The organism is Methylobacterium mesophilicum SR1.6/6 (assembly GCF_000364445.2).
GTDB classification, from domain to species: domain Bacteria; phylum Pseudomonadota; class Alphaproteobacteria; order Rhizobiales; family Beijerinckiaceae; genus Methylobacterium; species Methylobacterium mesophilicum_A.
In genome coordinates this window covers 4,121,002-4,138,476 of the sequence record NZ_CP043538.1, presented here as the reverse complement: position 1 = coordinate 4,138,476, position 17,475 = coordinate 4,121,002, and the positions used below count along the sequence as shown (strand labels likewise).

The window sequence follows — 17,475 nt, the reverse complement described above, 5'->3', positions numbered from 1 at the left end:
TACTCCGCGACGGCGGCGCGCCCCCCTTGCGCGGCGGGGGGCACCATGCTCCAGCTCCGGCCGGTCACAGTCAGGGAGCGAAACCCGATGAGCACGGTCAAGGAACGCCTGGAGACGCTGGGCCTAACCCTGCCGAAGGCGGCGGCCCCGGTCGCCAACTACGTGCCGTTCGTGCGCACGGGCAACCTCGTGGTGATCTCCGGCCAGGTCTGCTTCGGCGCGGACGGGACCATCGCGGCCGAGCACACGGGCAAGGTCGGCGGCACCGTCTCGGCCGAGGCCGGCAAGGCGGCCGCGCGCCTCTGCGCGCTCAACGTCCTCGCCCAGCTCGAGGCGGCGGTGGGCGACCTCGACCGCGCGGTGGTCCAGTGCGTCCGGCTCGGCGGCTTCATCAACGCGGCGCCGGGCTTCTCGGCGGTGGCCGGCGTGATGAACGGCGCCTCCGACCTGATGGTCGAGCTGCTGGGCGAGAGCGGGCGGCACGCCCGCTCCACCGTCGGTGTCGCGGAGCTGCCCCTCGACGCCGCCGTCGAGGTCGAGGCGCTGTTCGAGGTCCGCTGAGGGTGGCCGTCCCCGACTGGCTCACCGCGCGGCCGATCGCGCATCGCGGGTTGCACGACCGGGCCGCGGGCCGGCCGGAGAACACGCTGGCGGCTGCCCGGGCGGCCGTCGCGGGCGGCTTCGCCATCGAGTGCGACGTGCAGCTGAGCGCCGACGGCGAGGCGATGGTCTTCCACGACGCCGCCCTGGGGCGGCTGACCGGGGCGAGCGCGGCGGTGGCGGAGCTTTCCGCGGCCGAGCTCGGGCGCCTCGCGGTGGCCGGCTCCGCGGAGACGATCCCGACGCTCCCGGCCTTCCTGGCGGCGGTGGCCGGGGCCGTGCCGGTCGTGATCGAGGTGAAGTCCCGCTACGACGGCGACCTGCGGCTCGCGACCCGCGCCGCCGCGGTCGCGGCGGCCTGCGACGGGCCGGTGGCGCTGAAATCTTTCGATCCGCAGGTGGTCGCGGCGCTGCGCGACCTGTGCCCGCCGACGATCCCGCGGGGCATCGTGGCGGAGACCACTCAGGACGATCCGGCCTACGCGGCGCTGCCGCCGAGCGCGCGGCTCGCCCTGTCCAACCTCCTGCACTTCGCCGAGACCCGGCCGGACTTCCTGTCCTGGCGGGTGGACGACCTGCCCTGCGCGCCGACCTACCTGTGCCGGCTGCTCGGCCGGATCCCCGTGATGACCTGGACGGTGCGGAGCGAGGAGCAGCGCGCCCGCGCGGGCGCGCACGCGGACCAGATGGTGTTCGAGGGCTTCGTGCCGTGATCAGGCTGGCCTCCGGCCTCGCCTCGGTCATCCCGGGGCCGCGCAGCTGAGCCCGGGCGGCCGGTGTCTGAAGAACATCGTCCCGCACCTTCGGATCGGCTTCGATTGAGACGATCCGGTAGGGCAAGGTCCGGCCCGCCCGACCCGGATATCACGTCACCCGCGGCCCAGGCGAACCGAGCGCAGTCGAGACGACGATCGTACCCGGCACGTTCGTATCCTGCGTGTCGAGATTGCTCTTCTCGCACAGGACATCCTCGACGAAATCGTCCGGCGAAGACCGGTCGGCCACCCTGCCGATGCCGGGGTCTGAGGCGTGCCGGGCCATCGTGCCGAGTCGCGTACCCGGATTCGGCCAGGAAACGGTGTGACGTCCGCGGCCATCTGACAAGGCTGCCATCGCCGCCGCGCGCATCCGCCCGCTTGCCCCGCCCCGGACACCGGCTAGACTCGGGGACATGAAGCACGCACCCGGGCCGACGCCGGAATCCCCCACGCTCACCGTGCGGGCGCTGCCCGGATTGAAGGAGATCGGCGCCGCGGACTGGGATGCCTGCGCCTTCTCCCCCGAGACCCTGGCGGGGGGCGACGAGACCCACAACCCGTTCCTCTCGCACGCCTTCCTGTCGGCGCTGGAGGATTCCGGCTGCGTCTCCCGCCGGACCGGCTGGCTGCCGCTCCACGTCTCGGTGGAGCGCGACGGCCAGCGCCTCGGCGTCGTGCCCTGCTACCTGAAATCGCACAGCCAGGGCGAGTACGTGTTCGATCACGGCTGGGCCGACGCCTACGAGCGCGCCGGCGGATCGTACTACCCGAAGCTCCAGGTGAGCGTGCCGTTCACGCCGGTGACCGGCCCGCGCTTCCTGATCGCCCCTGGCGCGGATCCGGACGAGGCCACCGCCGGCCTCGTGGCGGGCCTGCGGGCGCTGCGGGGCGAGACCAAGGCCTCCTCGATCCACGTCACGTTCATGCGCGAGGCCGAGTGGGACCGGGCCGGCGCCGCCGGGTTCCTGCTGCGCACCGACCAGCAGTTCCATTGGGAGAACGACGGCTACGCGACCTTCGACGACTTCCTGGCCGCCCTCGCCTCGCGCAAGCGCAAGACCATCCGCAAGGAGCGCCGCGACGCCCTCGCCCCCGGGATCACCGTGGAGCACCTGACCGGCGCCGCCATCACCGAGGCCCATTGGGACGCGTTCTACGACTTCTACACGGACACGGGCTCGCGGAAGTGGGGCCGACCCTACCTGAACCGCCGGTTCTTCTCGCTCCTGACCGAGCGCATGGCCGACAGGGTGCTCCTGGTGATGGCGAAGCGCGACGGCGCCTACATCGCCGGCGCCATCAACCTGATCGGCGACACGGCGCTCTACGGCCGGAACTGGGGCTGCATCGAGGACCACCCGTTCCTGCACTTCGAGGTCTGCTACTACCAGGCGATCGATTTCGCGATCGCCCGGGGCCTGACGCGCGTCGAGGCCGGCGCGCAGGGGGAGCACAAGCTCGCCCGCGGCTACCGGCCGGTCCTGATGCGCTCGGCCCACGACATCGCCGACCCGGCGCTGCGCCGCGCGGTGGCCGATTACTTGCAGCGGGAGCGCGCCCACGTCGCCGAGGCGGTGGACGTCCTCGACACGCTCACGCCGTTCCGGCGCACCGACTCGGGCAGCGCCTGCGCACCCGCCGCGACGCCGTCCCCCGACACTCCTCCCGCAAGTCCCCCCGAGAGTTCCGAGACATGAGCCCGATCGACCGCATCCAGACCTATGCCGACGAGCTGACGGCGCTCCGCCGCGACCTGCACGCCCATCCGGAGCTCGGCTTCGAGGAGGTGCGCACCGCCGGCATCGTGGCCGACATGCTGGAGAAGCTCGGCTGCGAGGTGCATCGCGGGATCGGCGGCACGGGCGTGGTCGGGCTGCTCAAGGGCCGCACCGACAACGGCCGCCGGATCGGCCTGCGCGCCGACATGGACGCCCTGCCCATCGAGGAGGAGACCAACCTCCCCTACCGCTCGACCTATGCGGGCAAGATGCACGCCTGCGGCCATGACGGCCACACCACGATGCTGCTGGGCGCGGCGCGCTACCTCGCCGAGACCCGCGACTTCGACGGCACCGCGGTGTTCGTGTTCCAGCCGGCCGAGGAGGGGCGCGGCGGCGCCCGGGCCATGCTGAAGGACGGCCTCTTCGAGAAGTTCCCCTGCGACGAGATCTACGGCCTGCACAACCAGCCGGGCGGCGGCCACGGCATGATCAAGCTGCGGCCCGGCCCGATCATGGCGGCGGCGGATTTCTTCGACATCCACATCCGCGGCAAGGGCATCCACGCCGCCCAGCCGCACCGGGGCACCGACCCGATCATCGTCGCCGCCGGCCTCGCCCAGGCGCTGCAGTCGATCGTCTCGCGCAACGCCGACCCGCTGAAGTCCATCGTGCTGTCGATCACCCGGATCGAGGCGGGCTCCGCCTACAACGTCATCCCCGAGACGGCGCATCTCGCCGGCACGATCCGGACCTTCGACAAGGAGACCCGCGCGCTCGCCGGCACCCGCATGCGCGAGCTGGCGGCGGGCTTCGCGGCGGCCTACGGCGCCGAGGTCACAGTCGACCTGCAGGACGTGTTCTCCGTGCTGGAGAACGCCCCCGAGCAGGCTGCCGCGGCCACCGAGGTCGCCACCGAGCTGCTCGGGGCCGACAAGGTCGAGGCGAACGTGGTCCCGAAGATGGGCAGCGAGGACTTCGCCGACATGACCATGGCGGTGCCGGGCGCCTATGTCTGGCTCGGCGCCAACCCGGGCCCCGGCCTGCACAATGCCGGCTACAACTTCGACGACTCGATCATCCCGATCGGCAGCGCCTTCCTGGCGCGGATGGTGGAGCGCCGCACCGCCGCGTGAGGCACCGGGCCGCCGCGCCGCTCAGCCAGCGGCGGCCACCCTTCCTTTCAGCGCCGTCATCGCCCGGGTGAACACCGCCGGCTCGTCGAGGGCGCGGGCCAGGACGATCGCCCCCTGGATCTGGGCGACAACCTCCTCGGCCAGGGCGGTGCTCGCCACCGGGTCCCGGCCGGACCGCCGCAGGGCCTCGGCCAGCGCCGCGACCCAGCGCGCGAAGTAGCTCCGCACCGCCTCGGCGAAACGGTCGCGCTCCGAGCCGAGGGCCACGACCCCCACAAGACAGACCCGCCGGCCGGACCGGAAGTACGTCTCGACGGCGTCGAACATGGTCGACACAGCCTCGTCGGGGTGCTCGGCCTCGCGCAGGGGTGCGTACAGGTTGGTCTCGAACCACGCGTCGATCTCGGCCAGCACGCAGGCGGCCATCTCGGCCTTCCCGTCGGGGAAGAGGTTGTACAGGCTGCCCTTGCCGAGGCCCGTCGCCCGGCTGATCAGCGTCAGGCTCGCGCCCTCGTAGCCGTGCGCGCGAAACACCTCCGCGAGCACGGGCAGCAGACCGGCACGGCCGCTCACCGCCGTCAGAGACCGAGATCGCTGAGGCCCGGATGGTCGTCGGGGCGCCGGCCCAGCGGCCAGTGGAACTTTCGCTCGGCCTCCGGGATCGGCAGATCGTTGATGCTCGCGATCCGGCGGCGCATCAAACCGCGCGCGTCGAACTCCCAGTTCTCGTTGCCGTAGGAGCGGAACCAGCGTCCCTCGGCGTCGTGCCACTCGTAGGCGAAGCGCACGGCGATGCGGTCGCCCCCGAAGGTCCAGAGCTCCTTGATCAGCCGGTAGTCGAGCTCCTTCGTCCACTTGCGCTGGAGGAAGGCGACGATGGCCTCGCGGCCGGTGAAGAACTCGCTTCGGTTCCGCCAGACGCTGTCCGGCGTATAGGCGAGCGAGACGCGCTCGGGATCGCGCCCGTTCCAGGCATCCTCGGCCATGCGGGCCTTCTGGGCCGCGGTCTCGGCGGTGAAGGGCGGGAAGGGCGGGCGATCCGACATGGGACGTTGCTCCGAGGTTTGTACCGATCGGTACAAACATGGTCACGTTCCTCCGTCTCCGTCAATCGCCCTTTCCGTCCGCCTCCGCGAAGGCGGTTAAGCGCCCAGGAGTAGGCGATGGTTCAGCGTCGCATCGGCCATCTTCCTTCAGGGCCCCTCCCGTCACGAACTCAGCCCTCGACCTGCGCGATCGACGCGGGATCAGCCCGCGCGCCGCCACCGGTCAAAAGCGGTGCCGGCTCGGACAAAGTGCGCGCGGCGTTACGGCTACCCGTGTCGACAGCCCGCCGGATCGATGCGAACGTCACCGTTGCCGTGCCGCGATCCAACGCGTGCCGAGACGGGAGGGGCTCATGTCGCCGGAGTTGCGGGAATCGCGCGCCGCCCTGATTCTGCTGGCCGCCTCCGTGGGCGCGGTCCTGATCTTCGGCGCCTTCACGCTGCTGACCCAGATGGGGTGACGGGCGGCTGCCCGCGCCGCGCCGCCCGAACGCGGCTATCCAGCCGGCGATGCCAGAGCGTCGTCAGATCGTGACCGGCGCGCGCACCAGGCCGATCCCCGCCGGGTCGAAGGCGGCGCTCTTCACCACCGCGTAGACGGGGCGCCCGATGTCCAGAGCCAGCTCGCGGGAAGCGGCCGCCGTCAGCCGCGCCACGAGGCGCGCGCCGTTGCAGTCGATCTCCACGGCCATCTCGGATCCTGACGGGCTCAACCCGCAGACCTGACCGGCCAGGATGTTGCGCGCGCTGAGCCCCCGCGGCCGCTCGGTGGCCACCAAGACGTCCCGCGCGGGGATCCGGATCCGCAACCGCGTCCCGGCCGGGCGCGACAGTCCCGGCACCAGCAGCTCCCCGGCGGTCCCGGTCAGGCGCGTGAGGCCGGTCTGCGCATCGCGCTCCGTCACCAGCATGTCGAGGAGCGCGCCGGCCTCCGCCTCGTGGACGGGCACGAGGTCGGCCCGGCGCAGGATCGCCTCGGCGGGTCCGGCGGCGGCCACGCGCCCCGCTTCGAGGACGACCACCGTGGTGGCGAGCCGCGCCACCTCCGAGACGGCGTGGCTCACGTAGACGATCGGCACGCCGGCCTCGTCGCGCAGGCGCTCGATGTACGGAAGGATCTCGGCTTTGCGGGCCTCGTCCAGAGCCGCCAGCGGTTCATCCATCAGCAGGAGGCGTGGCCCTGCGAGCAGCGCGCGCCCGATCGCGACCCGCTGGCGCTCGCCCCCCGAGAGGCCGTCCGGCCGCCGGTCCAGGAGAGGGTCGATGCCGAGCATGCCGGTCACCGCCGCGAAGGTGGCCGGATCCTTGGGCCGACGGGCGAAGGCGCGGCCGTAGCCGAGATTGCTCCGCACGCTCAGATGCGGGAACAGCCGCGCATCCTGGAAGACCACGCCGATCCGCCGCCGGTGCGGCGGCAGGAAGATCCGCGCCGCGCCGTCGACCAGCACGGTCCCGTCGGCGACGATCCGGCCCCGATCCGGTCTGGCGAGCCCCGCGATCAGGTCGATCAGCGTCGTCTTGCCCGAGCCCGAGCGCCCGAACAGGGCGGTCAGCCCCGGCCCGGCCTCGAAGGCCGCCGCCAGGGTGAAGGCGCCGCGCCGGAGCTCGACGTCGACCTGGATGCTCACGCGGCGCCTCTCGGATAACACGGGACGCGGCGCGAGACGGCGCCGGCCCGGACGCGCCCGCCATGATCACGGTCCACCATCTCGAGAACAGTCGCTCGCAGCGCGTGCTGTGGCTGCTGGAGGAACTCGGCCTGCCCTACCGGGTGCAGCGCTACGCGCGCGATCCCCGCACCCTCCGGGCCCCGCCCGAACTCCTGGCGATCCATCCGCTGGGCAAGTCGCCGGTGATCACCGACGCGGGGCGCGTGGTCGCCGAGACCGGTGCCATCGTCACCTATCTGACCGCGAAGGCCGGCGGTCTGCTGGTGCCGACCGAGGGCACCGAGGCCCACGCGCGCTACACCTACTGGCTCCATTACGCGGAAGGGTCGGCGATGCCGCCGCTGCTGCTCAAGCTGATCTTCTCCCGCCTCGCCCCGGGCAGCCCCCGGCTGCTGCGCCCGCTGGTCCGCCGGATCGCTGACCGCGTGCTCCAGGGCTTCGTCGATCCGGACCTGCGCCGGCACGCGGCCTACTGGGAGGCGGAACTCGCCGACCGGCCCTACTTCTGCGGTGCGGACTTCACCGCCGCCGACATCATGATGAGCTTCCCCCTGGAAGCCTTCGCGGCGCGCGGCACCGGTGCGGGCCCGCGCGTCACGGCGTGGCTCGCCCGCATCCACGACCGTCCCGCCTATGGCCGGGCGCTGCAGGCCGGCGGTCCCTACGCGTATGCGTGAGCAAACCTGCCCAGCGTCCCCGCGCCCGTCCGCGGATCGGGATCGCCGCGCCCGCGCCGCCACTCAGCCGGCTCCCAGCCGCCGCCCGGCCCTGGCGGCCAGAAACTCCGACACCAGCAGGGCCGTGACCGACACGGCGATCGACACCAGGGTGAGGCGCAGGGCCGGACCCTCGCCGCCCGGAACCTGGGTCAGCGTGTAGATCGCCGAGGGCAAAGTCTGGGTCTCGCCCGGGATGTTCGACACGAACGTGATGGTCGCGCCGAATTCCCCCATCGCCTTGGCGAAGGCCAGCACGGCGCCCGCGATGCAGCCCGGCAGGCTGAGCGGCAGCGTCACGGTGACGAACACGGCGAGCGGCCGTGCCCCCAGCGTCGCCGCCGCCTGCTCGAGCCGACGGTCCACCGCCTCGATGGACAGGCGCATCGCCCGCACCATCAAGGGGAACCCCATCACCGCGCAGGCGAGTGCCGCGCCGGTCCACCGGAACGAGAACACGATCCCGATTTCCGCGAGGGCGGCCCCCAGCGTCCCGCGCCGCCCGAGGAGGAGGAGGAGCAGGTAGCCGGTCACCACGGGCGGCAGGATCAGCGGCAGGTGGACCAGGCCGTCGAGGAGGGCGCGGCCGGGGAAGCGGCGCCGGGCCAGCAGCCACGCCACCGCCAAGCCGGGGCCGAGGCTCGCGAGCGTGGCCACGGTGGCCACGCGCAGGCTCAAGGCGACGGCGGTCCACTCCTCCGGGGTCAGGCCGAGCACGGCGGAGCGCGCGCCGTTACTGGCTGGCGCCGGGTTGGGCGACCACCGTGAAGCCTTGTCGCGTGAAGAAGCCGCTGGCGGCCGGGCCGCGCAGATACGCGAGCAGGCCGGCGGCATCCGGGTTGCGCGAGTCCTTGATCAGCGCGGCCGGATAGACGATCGGCGGGTGGCTGTCGGCCGGGAAGGTCGCGACCACGTGGACGTTCGGGTCGGCGGCCGCGTCCGTGGCGTACACGATGCCGAGGGGCGCCTCGCCGCGGGCGACCAGCAGCAGGGCGGCGCGGACGTTCTCGGCCTGCGCCACCTGCCCCTTCACGGCGTCCCAGGCACCGAGTTTCTCCAGGGCGGCCTTTCCGTACTTGCCGGCCGGGACCGCGTCGATCGTCGCCATCGCCAGCTTGCCGCCACCCAGCGCCTTCGTCAGCGTGGTGCCGAGGTCCGGCGCCAGCGCCATCTGGGGATCGGAGCCGGCGTTCCTGGGCCCGGGCGCGACCAGGACAAGCGCGTTGCGCAGGAGGTCGCTGCGCGTCCCAGGCTTCAGCAAGCCCGCCCGCTCGACATAATCCATCCACGCCTGATCGGCCGAGATGAACAGGTCGGCCGGCGCCCCGGCCTCGATCTGCTTGGCCAGGGCGTTGGAGCCCGCGTACGAGATGCGGGCCGTTTTCCCGGTCTGCCGGCCCCAGGCGGCCGAGGCCTCGTCCAGGGCGTTCTTCAGGCTCGCCGCCGCGAAGACGAGCACGGGCTCCTCCGCCCGAACCGATCGGGCGGCGGGGAGAAGCGTCAGCACGCCAAGGGCGAACGCGAGCGAGACTCGTCGGGTCAGGCGCATGGACGATCGATCCTGTCGAGACCCGTTATATCCGTTCGGGTACGACGGGGATCATAGGGTCACGTTGCGGATCGGCCAAGCGGATCGGCCAGGCGGATCGGCCAGGCGGATCGGCCAAGCGGATCGGCCAAGCGGATGGACGATCCTCAGCGGCACGCCGTGGACGCGCGCCTTCAGCCGCTCTGGCTCTCGTGGTGGTCCTTCGGCGCGGCCTCGGCCCGGTGCAGACGGCTCAGCAACACGAGGATGCGGCCGGGCAACGGCCCATCCGGCGTCGGGCCGCCGAAGACCCGCTCGCGGGGCCGCGCAGGCAACGCGGCATCGTTGACCACCACGGGCCCACGCGGGCCGGAACGCCGGGACTTGGTCACGCTGTACGCACCTTGCTCAATCGTCGGACACGCCGAAAGCCGGCGAAAACGCTGCTCCGCGATGCGAGTTCCGCGGCTGCAGGTTCTTGTGATGAACGCTTGGCCATCCTGCCGCATTCCTGGGCGCTGTCGGCTGAGAATCGGGAGTGCCGTCTCGGGTTGCCCGCCCTTCGGCCGTCTCACCAAGTCCGGATATCGCGCCGCTCGGTCGGGTCGACATCCGGCAGGCCGACCATGTCGGCCGCCACGAGCTTCGCCCACAGCGTGGCCGCTGCCGTCGTCAGGAGCGCGACGCCGACGCTGAAGAGGAGAGGCGAATTCATGGTGCGCTTTGATCTGTCAAAACTGGCGCGCCGGTCCGTCAAGAGCGGCGCGCCCGAGTTGAGGGTCTGGCCTTGGGGAAGCCGAAACTGTTTAAGCACACATCCATCGGATGGACACTGTATATGCGCAGTGTCGATACATGTATTGCCGATTGTGTCCGGTCGGCCACAAGCGCCGATCGCACCGGGCTGGTCCCGTTCCGCGGTCCCGACGCGCGCGATTTTTTTCGCTCCGGCCCCCTGTGATGCCGCGCGCGCGGGCGCTACAGCCCGCCACATGCTCGAAGGCCTGCCGCCCCACCGCCCGTCCCACGTCCTGCGCCTGCTGACCGACGAACGCTCGGCCCGGGCGATGACCGACCTGCTGGGCGAGATGTTCGATCCCACGGAGACCGCGGTGGCGGCCTTCGAGGATGCGGATGGCCGGACATGGCGGCTCGAAGCCTATTTCGCCGACGCGCCCGAAGAGGACTACGTACGGGAGCTGATCCGGCCGGTGATCGGCGACGCGGCCGATGCGGCGGAGTTCCATACGATCGCGCAGCAGGATTGGGTGCGCGCCTCGCTGGAGGGGCTGAAGCCCGTCCGGGCCGGACGATTCCTCATCCACGGGTCCCACGATCGTGATGCGGTGCGCGCCAACGACCTGCCCATCGAGATCGAGGCGGCCCTGGCTTTCGGCACCGGCCATCACGGTACGACCCTCGGCTGCCTCCGGGCCCTGGTCTCCGCGCTGAAGCGACGGCGTCCGAAGCATGTGCTGGATGTCGGGACCGGGACCGGCATTCTCGCCTTCGCGGCCGCCAAGGCTCTGCGCCGGCCGGTGATCGCCGGCGATCTCGACGCCGAGGCGGTGCGCACCGCCCGCGAGAACGCCCGCGCCAACGGGCTCGGCCCCTATCTCAAGCTCTACGAGGGCGCCGGCGTGCGCCACCGCCTCGCGGACAGGCCGCGGCATTTCGATCTGGTCTTCGCCAACATCCTGGCGCGGCCCCTGCGGCTCCTCGCGCCGACCCTCACCCGGGTGGTCGCGCCGGGGGGCGTGCTGGTGCTGTCGGGCCTGATCGAGCGCGACGTGCCGGGCGTGCTCTCGGCCTACCGCCTCCAGGGCTTCTCCCTCGTGAGCCGCGGGCTGATCGAGGGCTGGGTTGCGCTCGTGCTGATGCGCGGCGGCGCGGCCCGACGACCCCGCCGCTGAACCCGGACCGGCCGGGCGGGTTGTGCGGGCATGAGCCAGCCGTCGCTCCCCGATCCGCCGTCGGATCCCATCGCCGAGGGAGCCCGCGCCCGGGCGCAGGGACGGCCCAAGGATGCGTGTCCCTATCCGGCGCACTCGGCCGCCCGGGCGGCCTGGCTGGAAGGCTACGACGGCGCGCCGGTCGACCGCGCCCCGGACCTGCCCATTACGGACGCCTGACCGTCAGGAGGCGGCGGGGACGTGGCCGGCGACGATCGCGTCACTTCGCGGTCCGCAGCTGCCCTGGTGCCCGTGATCTGTCCGCCGCCGCCTCGACCGGCGCCGTCGACGAAGATGCGTCCGCCTGCGCCACCGGGGCACCCAGCGCCGCCATCAGCACGCGCAGTCCCTCGATCCACTCCTCGACCTCGCCCAGCGACGCGAACCCGTCGCGCCGGACGACGGTGTCGGGTTCGATCGTGACGACGGCGTCGAAGCGGCCGTCCGGTCTGTCGCAGATCCGATAATAAACGCGGCGTGGCATCGCAGATGAATAGGCTAAATTCCGCGGCGTGATAAGATTGGACGCGATCTTTTAACCCTCAACGAGGGCGCGCCGCAACGCTGGCTGCGCGGTTGCGAGCCGGGACCGCCGGGCGCTAGGCTCGCGCCATGTCAGAGCCCAGCTCCTCCCCGTCGCGCCGCCGCTTCCAGACCTTCGACGATCCGAGCCACCGCAAGGGGGCCGAGCGGATCGAGGCCCTGCGCGCCGCCCTGCGCGAGACCGGTCTCGATGGATTCGTCGTGCCGCGGGCCGACGAGCACCAGTCCGAATACGTGCCGGCCGACGCGGAGCGGCTGGCGTGGCTCACGGGGTTCACCGGCTCGGCCGGGACCGCGATCATTCTGATGGAGTCCGCCGCGCTGGTCGTGGACGGCCGCTACACCCTCCAGGCGCCCGAGCAGGTCGATACCGGGATCCTCACGGTCGTGCCGCTGTCCGAGACGACGCCGGAGGCCTGGATCGCCAGCAACCTCAGGCGCGACCAGGTGCTGGGCTACGATCCCTGGCTGCACACGCCGGATGGGCTCGCGCGCCTGGAGCGGGCGGTGGCGAAGGCCGGCGGCACGGTACGGGCCGTCCCGAACCTCGTCGACGCGGTCTGGGCCGGGCGGCCCAAGCCGCCCGCCGGTCCCGTGGTCACACATCCCGACGCGCTCGCTGGGCAACCGGTGGCCGAGAAGCTGTCGCGGGTGCGGGCCGCCCTGGCTGAGGCAGGCTGCGACGCGCTGGTGATCTCGGACCCGCATAATCTCGCCTGGGCGTTCAACCTGCGCGGGTCCGATGTCGGCCATACGCCCCTGGCGCTGGGCTACGCGATCCTCCCGCGCGACGGCGCGGCGCGGCTGTTCCTGGTCTCGCCGAACGTCGATCCGAGCCTGCGCGCGGCCCTCGCCCCGGTCGCCGAGATCCTGACCCGCGACGAACTCGACGACGGGCTCGCCGCCCTGGGCGGCGCGCGCGTCCGGCTCGATGCGGCGACCGGCGCGGTGGCGCTGAAGGAGAAGATCGAATCGGCGGGCGGCACCGTCGATGTCGGCAAGGATCCGATCACCGGGATGAAGGCGGTCAAGAACGCCGCCGAGATCGCCGGTACGCGCGCCGCCCATGCCCGCGACGGTGCCAGCGTCGTGCGGTTCCTCGCGTGGCTCGACGGCGCGGCCGCCGCCGGAACGCTGACCGAGATCGCCGCCGTGGAGGCGCTGGAGGATTTTCGCGCGGCCGGCGGCGACCTGCGCGACGTCTCGTTCCCGACGATCTCGGGCTCGGGCCCGAACGGGGCCATCGTCCATTACCGGGTGACCCGCGCCAGCGACCGGACCGTGCGGCCGGGCGAGCTGTTCCTGATCGATTCCGGCGCGCAATACCCGGACGGCACCACCGACATCACCCGCACCGTCGCGGTCGGCGCGCCGACCGCAGCGATGCGCGACCGCTTCACCCGGGTGCTGAAGGGCCACGTCGCCATCGCGCGGGCGGTCTTCCCGACCGGCACCACGGGGGCGCAGATCGATGCCTTCGCCCGGGCGCCCCTCTGGCAGGCGGGCCTGGATTTCGACCACGGCACCGGGCACGGCGTCGGCGCCTTCCTGTCGGTCCACGAGGGACCGCAACGGATCGCCAAGACCGGCACGGTGGCGCTGGAACCGGGCATGATCCTGTCGAACGAGCCGGGCTACTACGCGAGCGGCGCCTACGGCATCCGGATCGAGAACCTCGTCCTGGTGGAGCCCCGCGCGATCGCGGGCGGCGAGCGGCCGGTGCTCGGCTTCGAGACGCTGACGCTCGCGCCCTACGACCGCCGGCTGATCCAACCGGACCTGCTCAACCCGGACGAGCGTGCCTGGATCGACGCGTACCATGCGCGGGTGCGGGAAACGCTTGGACCGAGCCTCGATACCGAGACGCGCGACTGGCTGGACGCGGCGACTTCGCCGCTCCCGGGCTGACCCACGGGCTGGCGATTTTCAAGGCCGCCCATGATATGGCCCCCGATCATGGACCGGCTCGCGCAGCGCAAAGCTCTGCACTCATGAAACCGCGGCCGCCCTGCGCGCGAAGGGACAGCATGATCCGCCGCCTTGCCATCCTGATCCTGGCGCTCGCCGCGAGCGTCTCGGCCGCCGTCGCGCAGGGTCTTCCGCAGGGCTTCCGCACGCCCCCGGACCTCGTGCGATCGAGCCTCCTCGCCGAGCCCGCAGCCGTCGCGGGGGCGCAGCCCTTCACCCTGGCCGTGCGCATGCAGGTGAAGCCCGGCTGGCACGTCTACTGGCGCAATCCCGGCGATTCCGGGCTGCCCCCGGAGGTGACCTGGACTCTGCCGGCGGGCTTCAACGCCGGCGCGATCCGGTGGCCGGCCCCGGAGCGCATCCCGATCGCCACGCTCATGAACTACGGCTATGAGGGCGAGGTCACGCTGCTCGTGCCGGTCACGCCGTCGCCGAGCCTCGACCCCGCCGACCCGGTCCGGATCCAGGCCAAGCTGACGTATCTCGTCTGCGAGACCGAATGCGTCCCCGGTTCGGCCGACCTCGCCCTCACCGTACCGGTGGGCGAGGCCAAGCCCGATCCGGACAACGCCGCGCTGTTCGCGCGCGCCCGCGCCGCCCTGCCCGCCCCGGCTCTGTGGCCGCTGCAGCTCTCCAGCCAGGGCGACACGCTGCGGCTCGACTTCGCGGCGACCGGCCTGAAGGCCGAAGCGATCCGGAACGCCGCCTATTTCCCCTATTCCGAGACCGCGATCGACAACGCCGCCGCGCAGGTCATGACGGTCGACGAGACCGGCCTCCACCTCACCCTGGCCCGCAGCAGTCCGGCCGACGCGGTTCCCGGTTCCCTGCCCGGCGTGCTCACCCTGGACGAGGTGAGCGCGGGAGGATCGCGCCGGCTCGCCTTCGCGTACGGCGACGAGCCGGCACCTCCCGTGAGCGCGTCGTCGGCCCCGGCCGCGTCGGTACCGGTCCCGCAGGCGCCCGCCCCCGACATCGACACGCTGACGCTCGCCACCGCCGCGGTGTTCGCCTTCCTCGGCGGGTTGATCCTCAACCTGATGCCCTGCGTCTTCCCGGTCCTGTCCATCAAGGTCCTCGGCCTCGTGCGGCACGCGGGCGAGAGCCCGTCGCGCCTGCGGCTGCACGGCCTCGCCTACACCGCCGGGGTGCTGGCGAGCTTCCTGGGGCTCGCCGCCCTGCTGATCGCCCTGAAGGGCGGCGGGTCTGCGATCGGCTGGGGATTCCAGCTGCAATCGCCCCTCGTGGTGGCGGGGCTCGCCTACCTTCTCTTCGCCATGGGCCTGAGCCTGTCCGGCGTGGTCCATGTCGGCGGCCGGCTCGCGGGCATCGGCGACGGCCTCGCCCGGCGCGCCGGCCTGAGCGGCTCCTTCTTCACGGGGGTCCTTGCCACCCTGGTGGCGACACCCTGCACGGCGCCGTTCATGGGCTCGGCGGTGGGCTTCGCGCTGACCCAGAACGCCGCCGTGGCGCTCGCGGTCTTCGCGAGCCTGGGCCTCGGCCTCGCCCTGCCCTTCCTGGTCCTGACCCTCTGGCCGCCGGCCCTGCGGGCGCTGCCGCGGCCGGGCGCTTGGATGGAAACGCTCAAGCAGGTCCTGGCCTTCCCGGTCTACGCCACCGTGGCGTGGCTTGTCTGGGTGCTGGCACAGCAGGTCGATCCGCGCGGCCTCCTGGCGGCCCTGATCGGCCTCGTGCTGGTGGGCTTCGCCGCCTGGGCCTGGGAGCACGGGCACGCCGGACCCCGGACCTCGCGGATCGCGCAGGCCGCCGCAATCCTGGCGCTGGCCGCCGTCGGGGCCATCGCCGCGACGCTTCCGCGGGACCGCGCCGCGCCGATCGCACAGGCCGCCGCCGACTGCGTCGAGCCGTTCACCCAGGCCCGCCTCGACGCCCTGGTGGAGGCCCGTCGGCCCGTCTTCGTGGACATGACCGCGGCCTGGTGCATCACCTGCGCGGTGAACGAGGCGACCTCGCTGTACACCAGGGCCGTGCGGGCCGCGATGGCCGAGCGCGACGTCACCTACATGAAGGGTGACTGGACCAACCAGAACCCCGAGATCACCCGCCTTCTGGAGAAGTACGGTCGCAGCGGCGTGCCGCTCTACCTGCTCTACAGCGGCAGCGGGGCGCCGCAGGTGCTGCCGCAGATCCTCACCGAGGGGACGGTCCTGGCGGCCCTGGAGGCGGTGCCGGCTGGCGCGGGCCGGAGCGCGGCGCTCGCCCGCTGAGCGGGGCTACGTCTCCAGCGCGAAGGTCTCGTCGAAGGCGTATCCGGAACCGCGGACCGTGCGGATCGGATCGGGCTGGCGCGGGCTGTTCAGCGCCTTGCGCAGGCGCCCGACATGCACGTCCACCGTGCGCTCGTCGATGTAGACGTCGTGTCCCCAGACCCCGTCGAGTAGCTGCTCGCGGGAGAAGACCCGGCCGGGCGCCAGCATCAGGAACTCCAGCAGCCGGAACTCGGTGGGCCCGAGATGCAGCTCCTCGCCGCCGCGGCGGACGCGGTGCCCGGTGCGGTCGAGTTCCAGGTCGCCGGCGGCCAGACGGTCCGAGACGTGGGCGGGCTTGGCCCGGCGCAGCAGTGCCCGGATCCGGGCGAGCAGTTCCGGCACGGAGAACGGCTTGACGATGTAGTCGTCGGCCCCCGTCCCGAGGCCCCGGATCCGGTCGCCCTCCTCGCCGCGGGCGGTGAGCATGATCACCGGCAGCCGTTCGGTCTCGCGCCGCGCCCGGATGCGGCGGCAGAGTTCGATTCCGGAGAGGCCCGGCAGCATCCAGTCCAGCAGGACCAGATCGGGGATCCGCTCGGCCAGGAGCAGCTCCGCGTCGTCGCCCCGCGCCGCCGTGTCCACCAGGAAGCCCTCGGCCTCCAGATTGTAGCGCAGCAGCGTGGTCAGCGCCTCCTCGTCCTCGACGATCAGGACTTGCATGCTCACGTTCGATGACCCGTTCACGAGGCGGCGCCGTTCAGCCTGCGGACGCGCCGGCCCCCTCCGGAGCGGGCGGCCGGGCGGAAGGTGCGGGAGGCGCCGCTCAGCCTCAACCCGTACCCACCGATTCTCCGGCGGCGCCCCACAGGAATGAGCGCGCCCCGGCGCCTGTGTCGAGGCGGCCCGACTACGGAGCCTGCCCGCGCTCCACCGTCGCGTAGTTCGACGCATCGTTCTTCGGCCGGTCGCCCGCCAGGGTCTCCCCGGTGGCGAGGTAGTGGATGGTCTCGGCGATGTTGGTCGTGTGGTCGCCGATCCGCTCCACGTTCTTGGCGCAGAACAGGAGATGCGTGCAGAACGAGATGTTGCGCGGATCCTCCATCATGTAGGTCAGGAGTTCGCGGAACAGGGAATTGTACAGCGCGTCGATCTCGCCGTCGCGCTCCCAGACGTCGTGGGCCGCCTGGATGTCGCGGCTCGCATAGGCGTCCAGCACATCCTTGAGCTGTCCCTCGGCGAGGTCGCTCATGTGGCGGACACCCAGCACGATCTTCTGCGCCGGGGCGTGGTCGGAGATCGCCACCACGCGCTTGGCGACGTTCTTGGCGAGGTCGCCGATCCGCTCCAGGTCGCCCGAGACGCGGATCGCCGAGATCGTCTCGCGCAGGTCGATCGCCAGCGGCTGGCGCCGGGCGATGAGGAGAACGGAGCGCTCCTCGATGTCCCGCTGGAGCGCGTCGAGGCGCTTGTCGGCGATGATCACCGCCTGGGCGAGCCCGTCGTCGCGGCGCACGAGGGCGTCGGTCGCCTCCGCGGTCATCTTCTCGGCCACGCCGCCCATCTCGGAGATCGAGCGACGCAGATCCTCCAGGTCAGTGTCGTAGGAGCTGACGATATGGCCGGGCATGGT

Annotated in this window: 20 protein-coding genes; 9 read left to right on the top strand and 11 right to left on the bottom strand. The window is 72.2% G+C overall.

Translation table 11 applies throughout. From position 1 onward, the window contains the following. Positions 1-87: 87 nt before the first annotated feature. Together MMSR116_RS19845 and MMSR116_RS19840 are read left to right on the top strand one after the other, a co-directional pair. Positions 88-561, top strand: coding sequence for a RidA family protein (locus MMSR116_RS19845; RefSeq protein WP_010685815.1), 474 nt, complete (start codon positions 88-90; stop codon positions 559-561). A gap of 2 nt (positions 562-563) precedes the next feature. After that, entirely contained in the window at positions 564-1,313 is a 750-nt protein-coding gene (locus MMSR116_RS19840) for a glycerophosphodiester phosphodiesterase family protein (protein WP_010685816.1), read from the top strand. A 151-nt stretch (positions 1,314-1,464) separates the two neighbouring features. Here the strand turns inward: MMSR116_RS19840 and MMSR116_RS19835 are convergent, their stop codons facing one another. Beyond that, positions 1,465-1,728 (bottom strand): hypothetical protein, encoded by a 264-nt coding sequence (locus MMSR116_RS19835; protein ID WP_158169070.1) that lies wholly within the window; start codon positions 1,726-1,728, stop codon positions 1,465-1,467. A 43-nt stretch (positions 1,729-1,771) separates the two neighbouring features. Between MMSR116_RS19835 and MMSR116_RS19830 the strand changes: the two genes are divergently transcribed. Both MMSR116_RS19830 and MMSR116_RS19825 read left to right on the top strand, forming a co-directional pair. Next, the gene (locus MMSR116_RS19830) at positions 1,772-3,055 is read left to right on the top strand and encodes a GNAT family N-acetyltransferase (protein ID WP_010685818.1); all 1,284 of its coding nucleotides are present in this window, start codon (positions 1,772-1,774) and stop codon (positions 3,053-3,055) included. Beyond that, positions 3,052-4,212, top strand: a complete 1,161-nt coding sequence (locus MMSR116_RS19825; RefSeq protein ID WP_010685819.1) for a M20 aminoacylase family protein — start codon at positions 3,052-3,054, stop codon at positions 4,210-4,212. Before MMSR116_RS19830 ends, MMSR116_RS19825 begins: the two co-directional genes overlap by 4 nt. A 21-nt stretch (positions 4,213-4,233) precedes the next feature. Here MMSR116_RS19825 and MMSR116_RS19820 read toward each other — a convergent pair whose 3' ends face one another. The 3 genes from MMSR116_RS19820 to modC form a co-directional block, all read right to left on the bottom strand. Further along, positions 4,234-4,785, bottom strand: a complete 552-nt coding sequence (locus MMSR116_RS19820) for a TetR/AcrR family transcriptional regulator (RefSeq protein ID WP_010685820.1) — start codon at positions 4,783-4,785, stop codon at positions 4,234-4,236. Between the two features lie 5 nt (positions 4,786-4,790). Then, complete coding sequence (locus tag MMSR116_RS19815) at positions 4,791-5,258, bottom strand: DUF1348 family protein (RefSeq protein ID WP_010685821.1); 468 nt, start codon at positions 5,256-5,258, stop codon at positions 4,791-4,793. 524 nt (positions 5,259-5,782) lie between these two features. Then, positions 5,783-6,886 carry a molybdenum ABC transporter ATP-binding protein gene (modC, locus tag MMSR116_RS19810; protein ID WP_010685823.1) on the bottom strand — a complete coding sequence of 368 codons (1,104 nt, stop codon included), beginning with the start codon at positions 6,884-6,886 and terminating at the stop codon, positions 5,783-5,785. 62 nt (positions 6,887-6,948) lie between these two features. On the opposite strand from modC, the gene MMSR116_RS19805 reads away from it, so the two are divergent. Further along, positions 6,949-7,605, top strand: a complete 657-nt coding sequence (locus MMSR116_RS19805) for a glutathione S-transferase (RefSeq protein ID WP_010685824.1) — start codon at positions 6,949-6,951, stop codon at positions 7,603-7,605. 63 nt (positions 7,606-7,668) lie between these two features. Here the strand turns inward: MMSR116_RS19805 and modB are convergent, their stop codons facing one another. The 4 genes from modB to MMSR116_RS31420 all read right to left on the bottom strand — a co-directional run bounded on the left by modB (position 7,669) and on the right by MMSR116_RS31420 (position 9,887). Continuing rightward, positions 7,669-8,361: a molybdate ABC transporter permease subunit gene (modB, locus tag MMSR116_RS19800; RefSeq protein ID WP_010685825.1), complete on the bottom strand. Its 693-nt coding sequence runs from the start codon at positions 8,359-8,361 to the stop codon at positions 7,669-7,671. A 16-nt stretch (positions 8,362-8,377) separates the two neighbouring features. After that, positions 8,378-9,193, bottom strand: a complete 816-nt coding sequence (modA, locus tag MMSR116_RS19795; RefSeq protein WP_010685826.1) for a molybdate ABC transporter substrate-binding protein — start codon at positions 9,191-9,193, stop codon at positions 8,378-8,380. Positions 9,194-9,366: 173 nt separating this feature from the next. Then, positions 9,367-9,564, bottom strand: coding sequence for a hypothetical protein (locus MMSR116_RS19790; RefSeq protein WP_010685827.1), 198 nt, complete (start codon positions 9,562-9,564; stop codon positions 9,367-9,369). A 179-nt stretch (positions 9,565-9,743) separates the two neighbouring features. Then, positions 9,744-9,887: a hypothetical protein gene (locus MMSR116_RS31420; protein ID WP_010685828.1), complete on the bottom strand. Its 144-nt coding sequence runs from the start codon at positions 9,885-9,887 to the stop codon at positions 9,744-9,746. Between the two features lie 277 nt (positions 9,888-10,164). On the opposite strand from MMSR116_RS31420, the gene MMSR116_RS19785 reads away from it, so the two are divergent. Both MMSR116_RS19785 and rmf read left to right on the top strand, forming a co-directional pair. Next, positions 10,165-11,085 carry a 50S ribosomal protein L11 methyltransferase gene (locus tag MMSR116_RS19785; RefSeq protein WP_010685829.1) on the top strand — a complete coding sequence of 307 codons (921 nt, stop codon included), beginning with the start codon at positions 10,165-10,167 and terminating at the stop codon, positions 11,083-11,085. Positions 11,086-11,115: 30 nt separating this feature from the next. Continuing rightward, positions 11,116-11,304 (top strand): ribosome modulation factor, encoded by a 189-nt coding sequence (gene rmf / locus MMSR116_RS19780; protein ID WP_010685830.1) that lies wholly within the window; start codon positions 11,116-11,118, stop codon positions 11,302-11,304. Between the two features lie 40 nt (positions 11,305-11,344). Here the strand turns inward: rmf and MMSR116_RS19775 are convergent, their stop codons facing one another. After that, complete coding sequence (locus MMSR116_RS19775) at positions 11,345-11,608, bottom strand: hypothetical protein (protein ID WP_010685831.1); 264 nt, start codon at positions 11,606-11,608, stop codon at positions 11,345-11,347. Positions 11,609-11,736: 128 nt separating this feature from the next. On the opposite strand from MMSR116_RS19775, the gene MMSR116_RS19770 reads away from it, so the two are divergent. Both MMSR116_RS19770 and MMSR116_RS19765 read left to right on the top strand, forming a co-directional pair. Further along, the gene (locus tag MMSR116_RS19770) at positions 11,737-13,575 is read left to right on the top strand and encodes an aminopeptidase P family protein (RefSeq protein WP_010685832.1); all 1,839 of its coding nucleotides are present in this window, start codon (positions 11,737-11,739) and stop codon (positions 13,573-13,575) included. A gap of 119 nt (positions 13,576-13,694) precedes the next feature. Then, a complete protein-coding gene (locus tag MMSR116_RS19765) occupies positions 13,695-15,863 on the top strand; it encodes a protein-disulfide reductase DsbD family protein (RefSeq protein ID WP_010685833.1) in 2,169 nt (722 codons plus the stop codon). 6 nt (positions 15,864-15,869) lie between these two features. Here the strand turns inward: MMSR116_RS19765 and phoB are convergent, their stop codons facing one another. Continuing rightward, positions 15,870-16,565, bottom strand: coding sequence for a phosphate regulon transcriptional regulator PhoB (gene phoB, locus MMSR116_RS19760; protein WP_010685834.1), 696 nt, complete (start codon positions 16,563-16,565; stop codon positions 15,870-15,872). A gap of 187 nt (positions 16,566-16,752) precedes the next feature. After that, complete coding sequence (gene phoU / locus MMSR116_RS19755) at positions 16,753-17,472, bottom strand: phosphate signaling complex protein PhoU (protein ID WP_010685835.1); 720 nt, start codon at positions 17,470-17,472, stop codon at positions 16,753-16,755. Between the last annotated feature and the right edge of the window lie 3 nt (positions 17,473-17,475).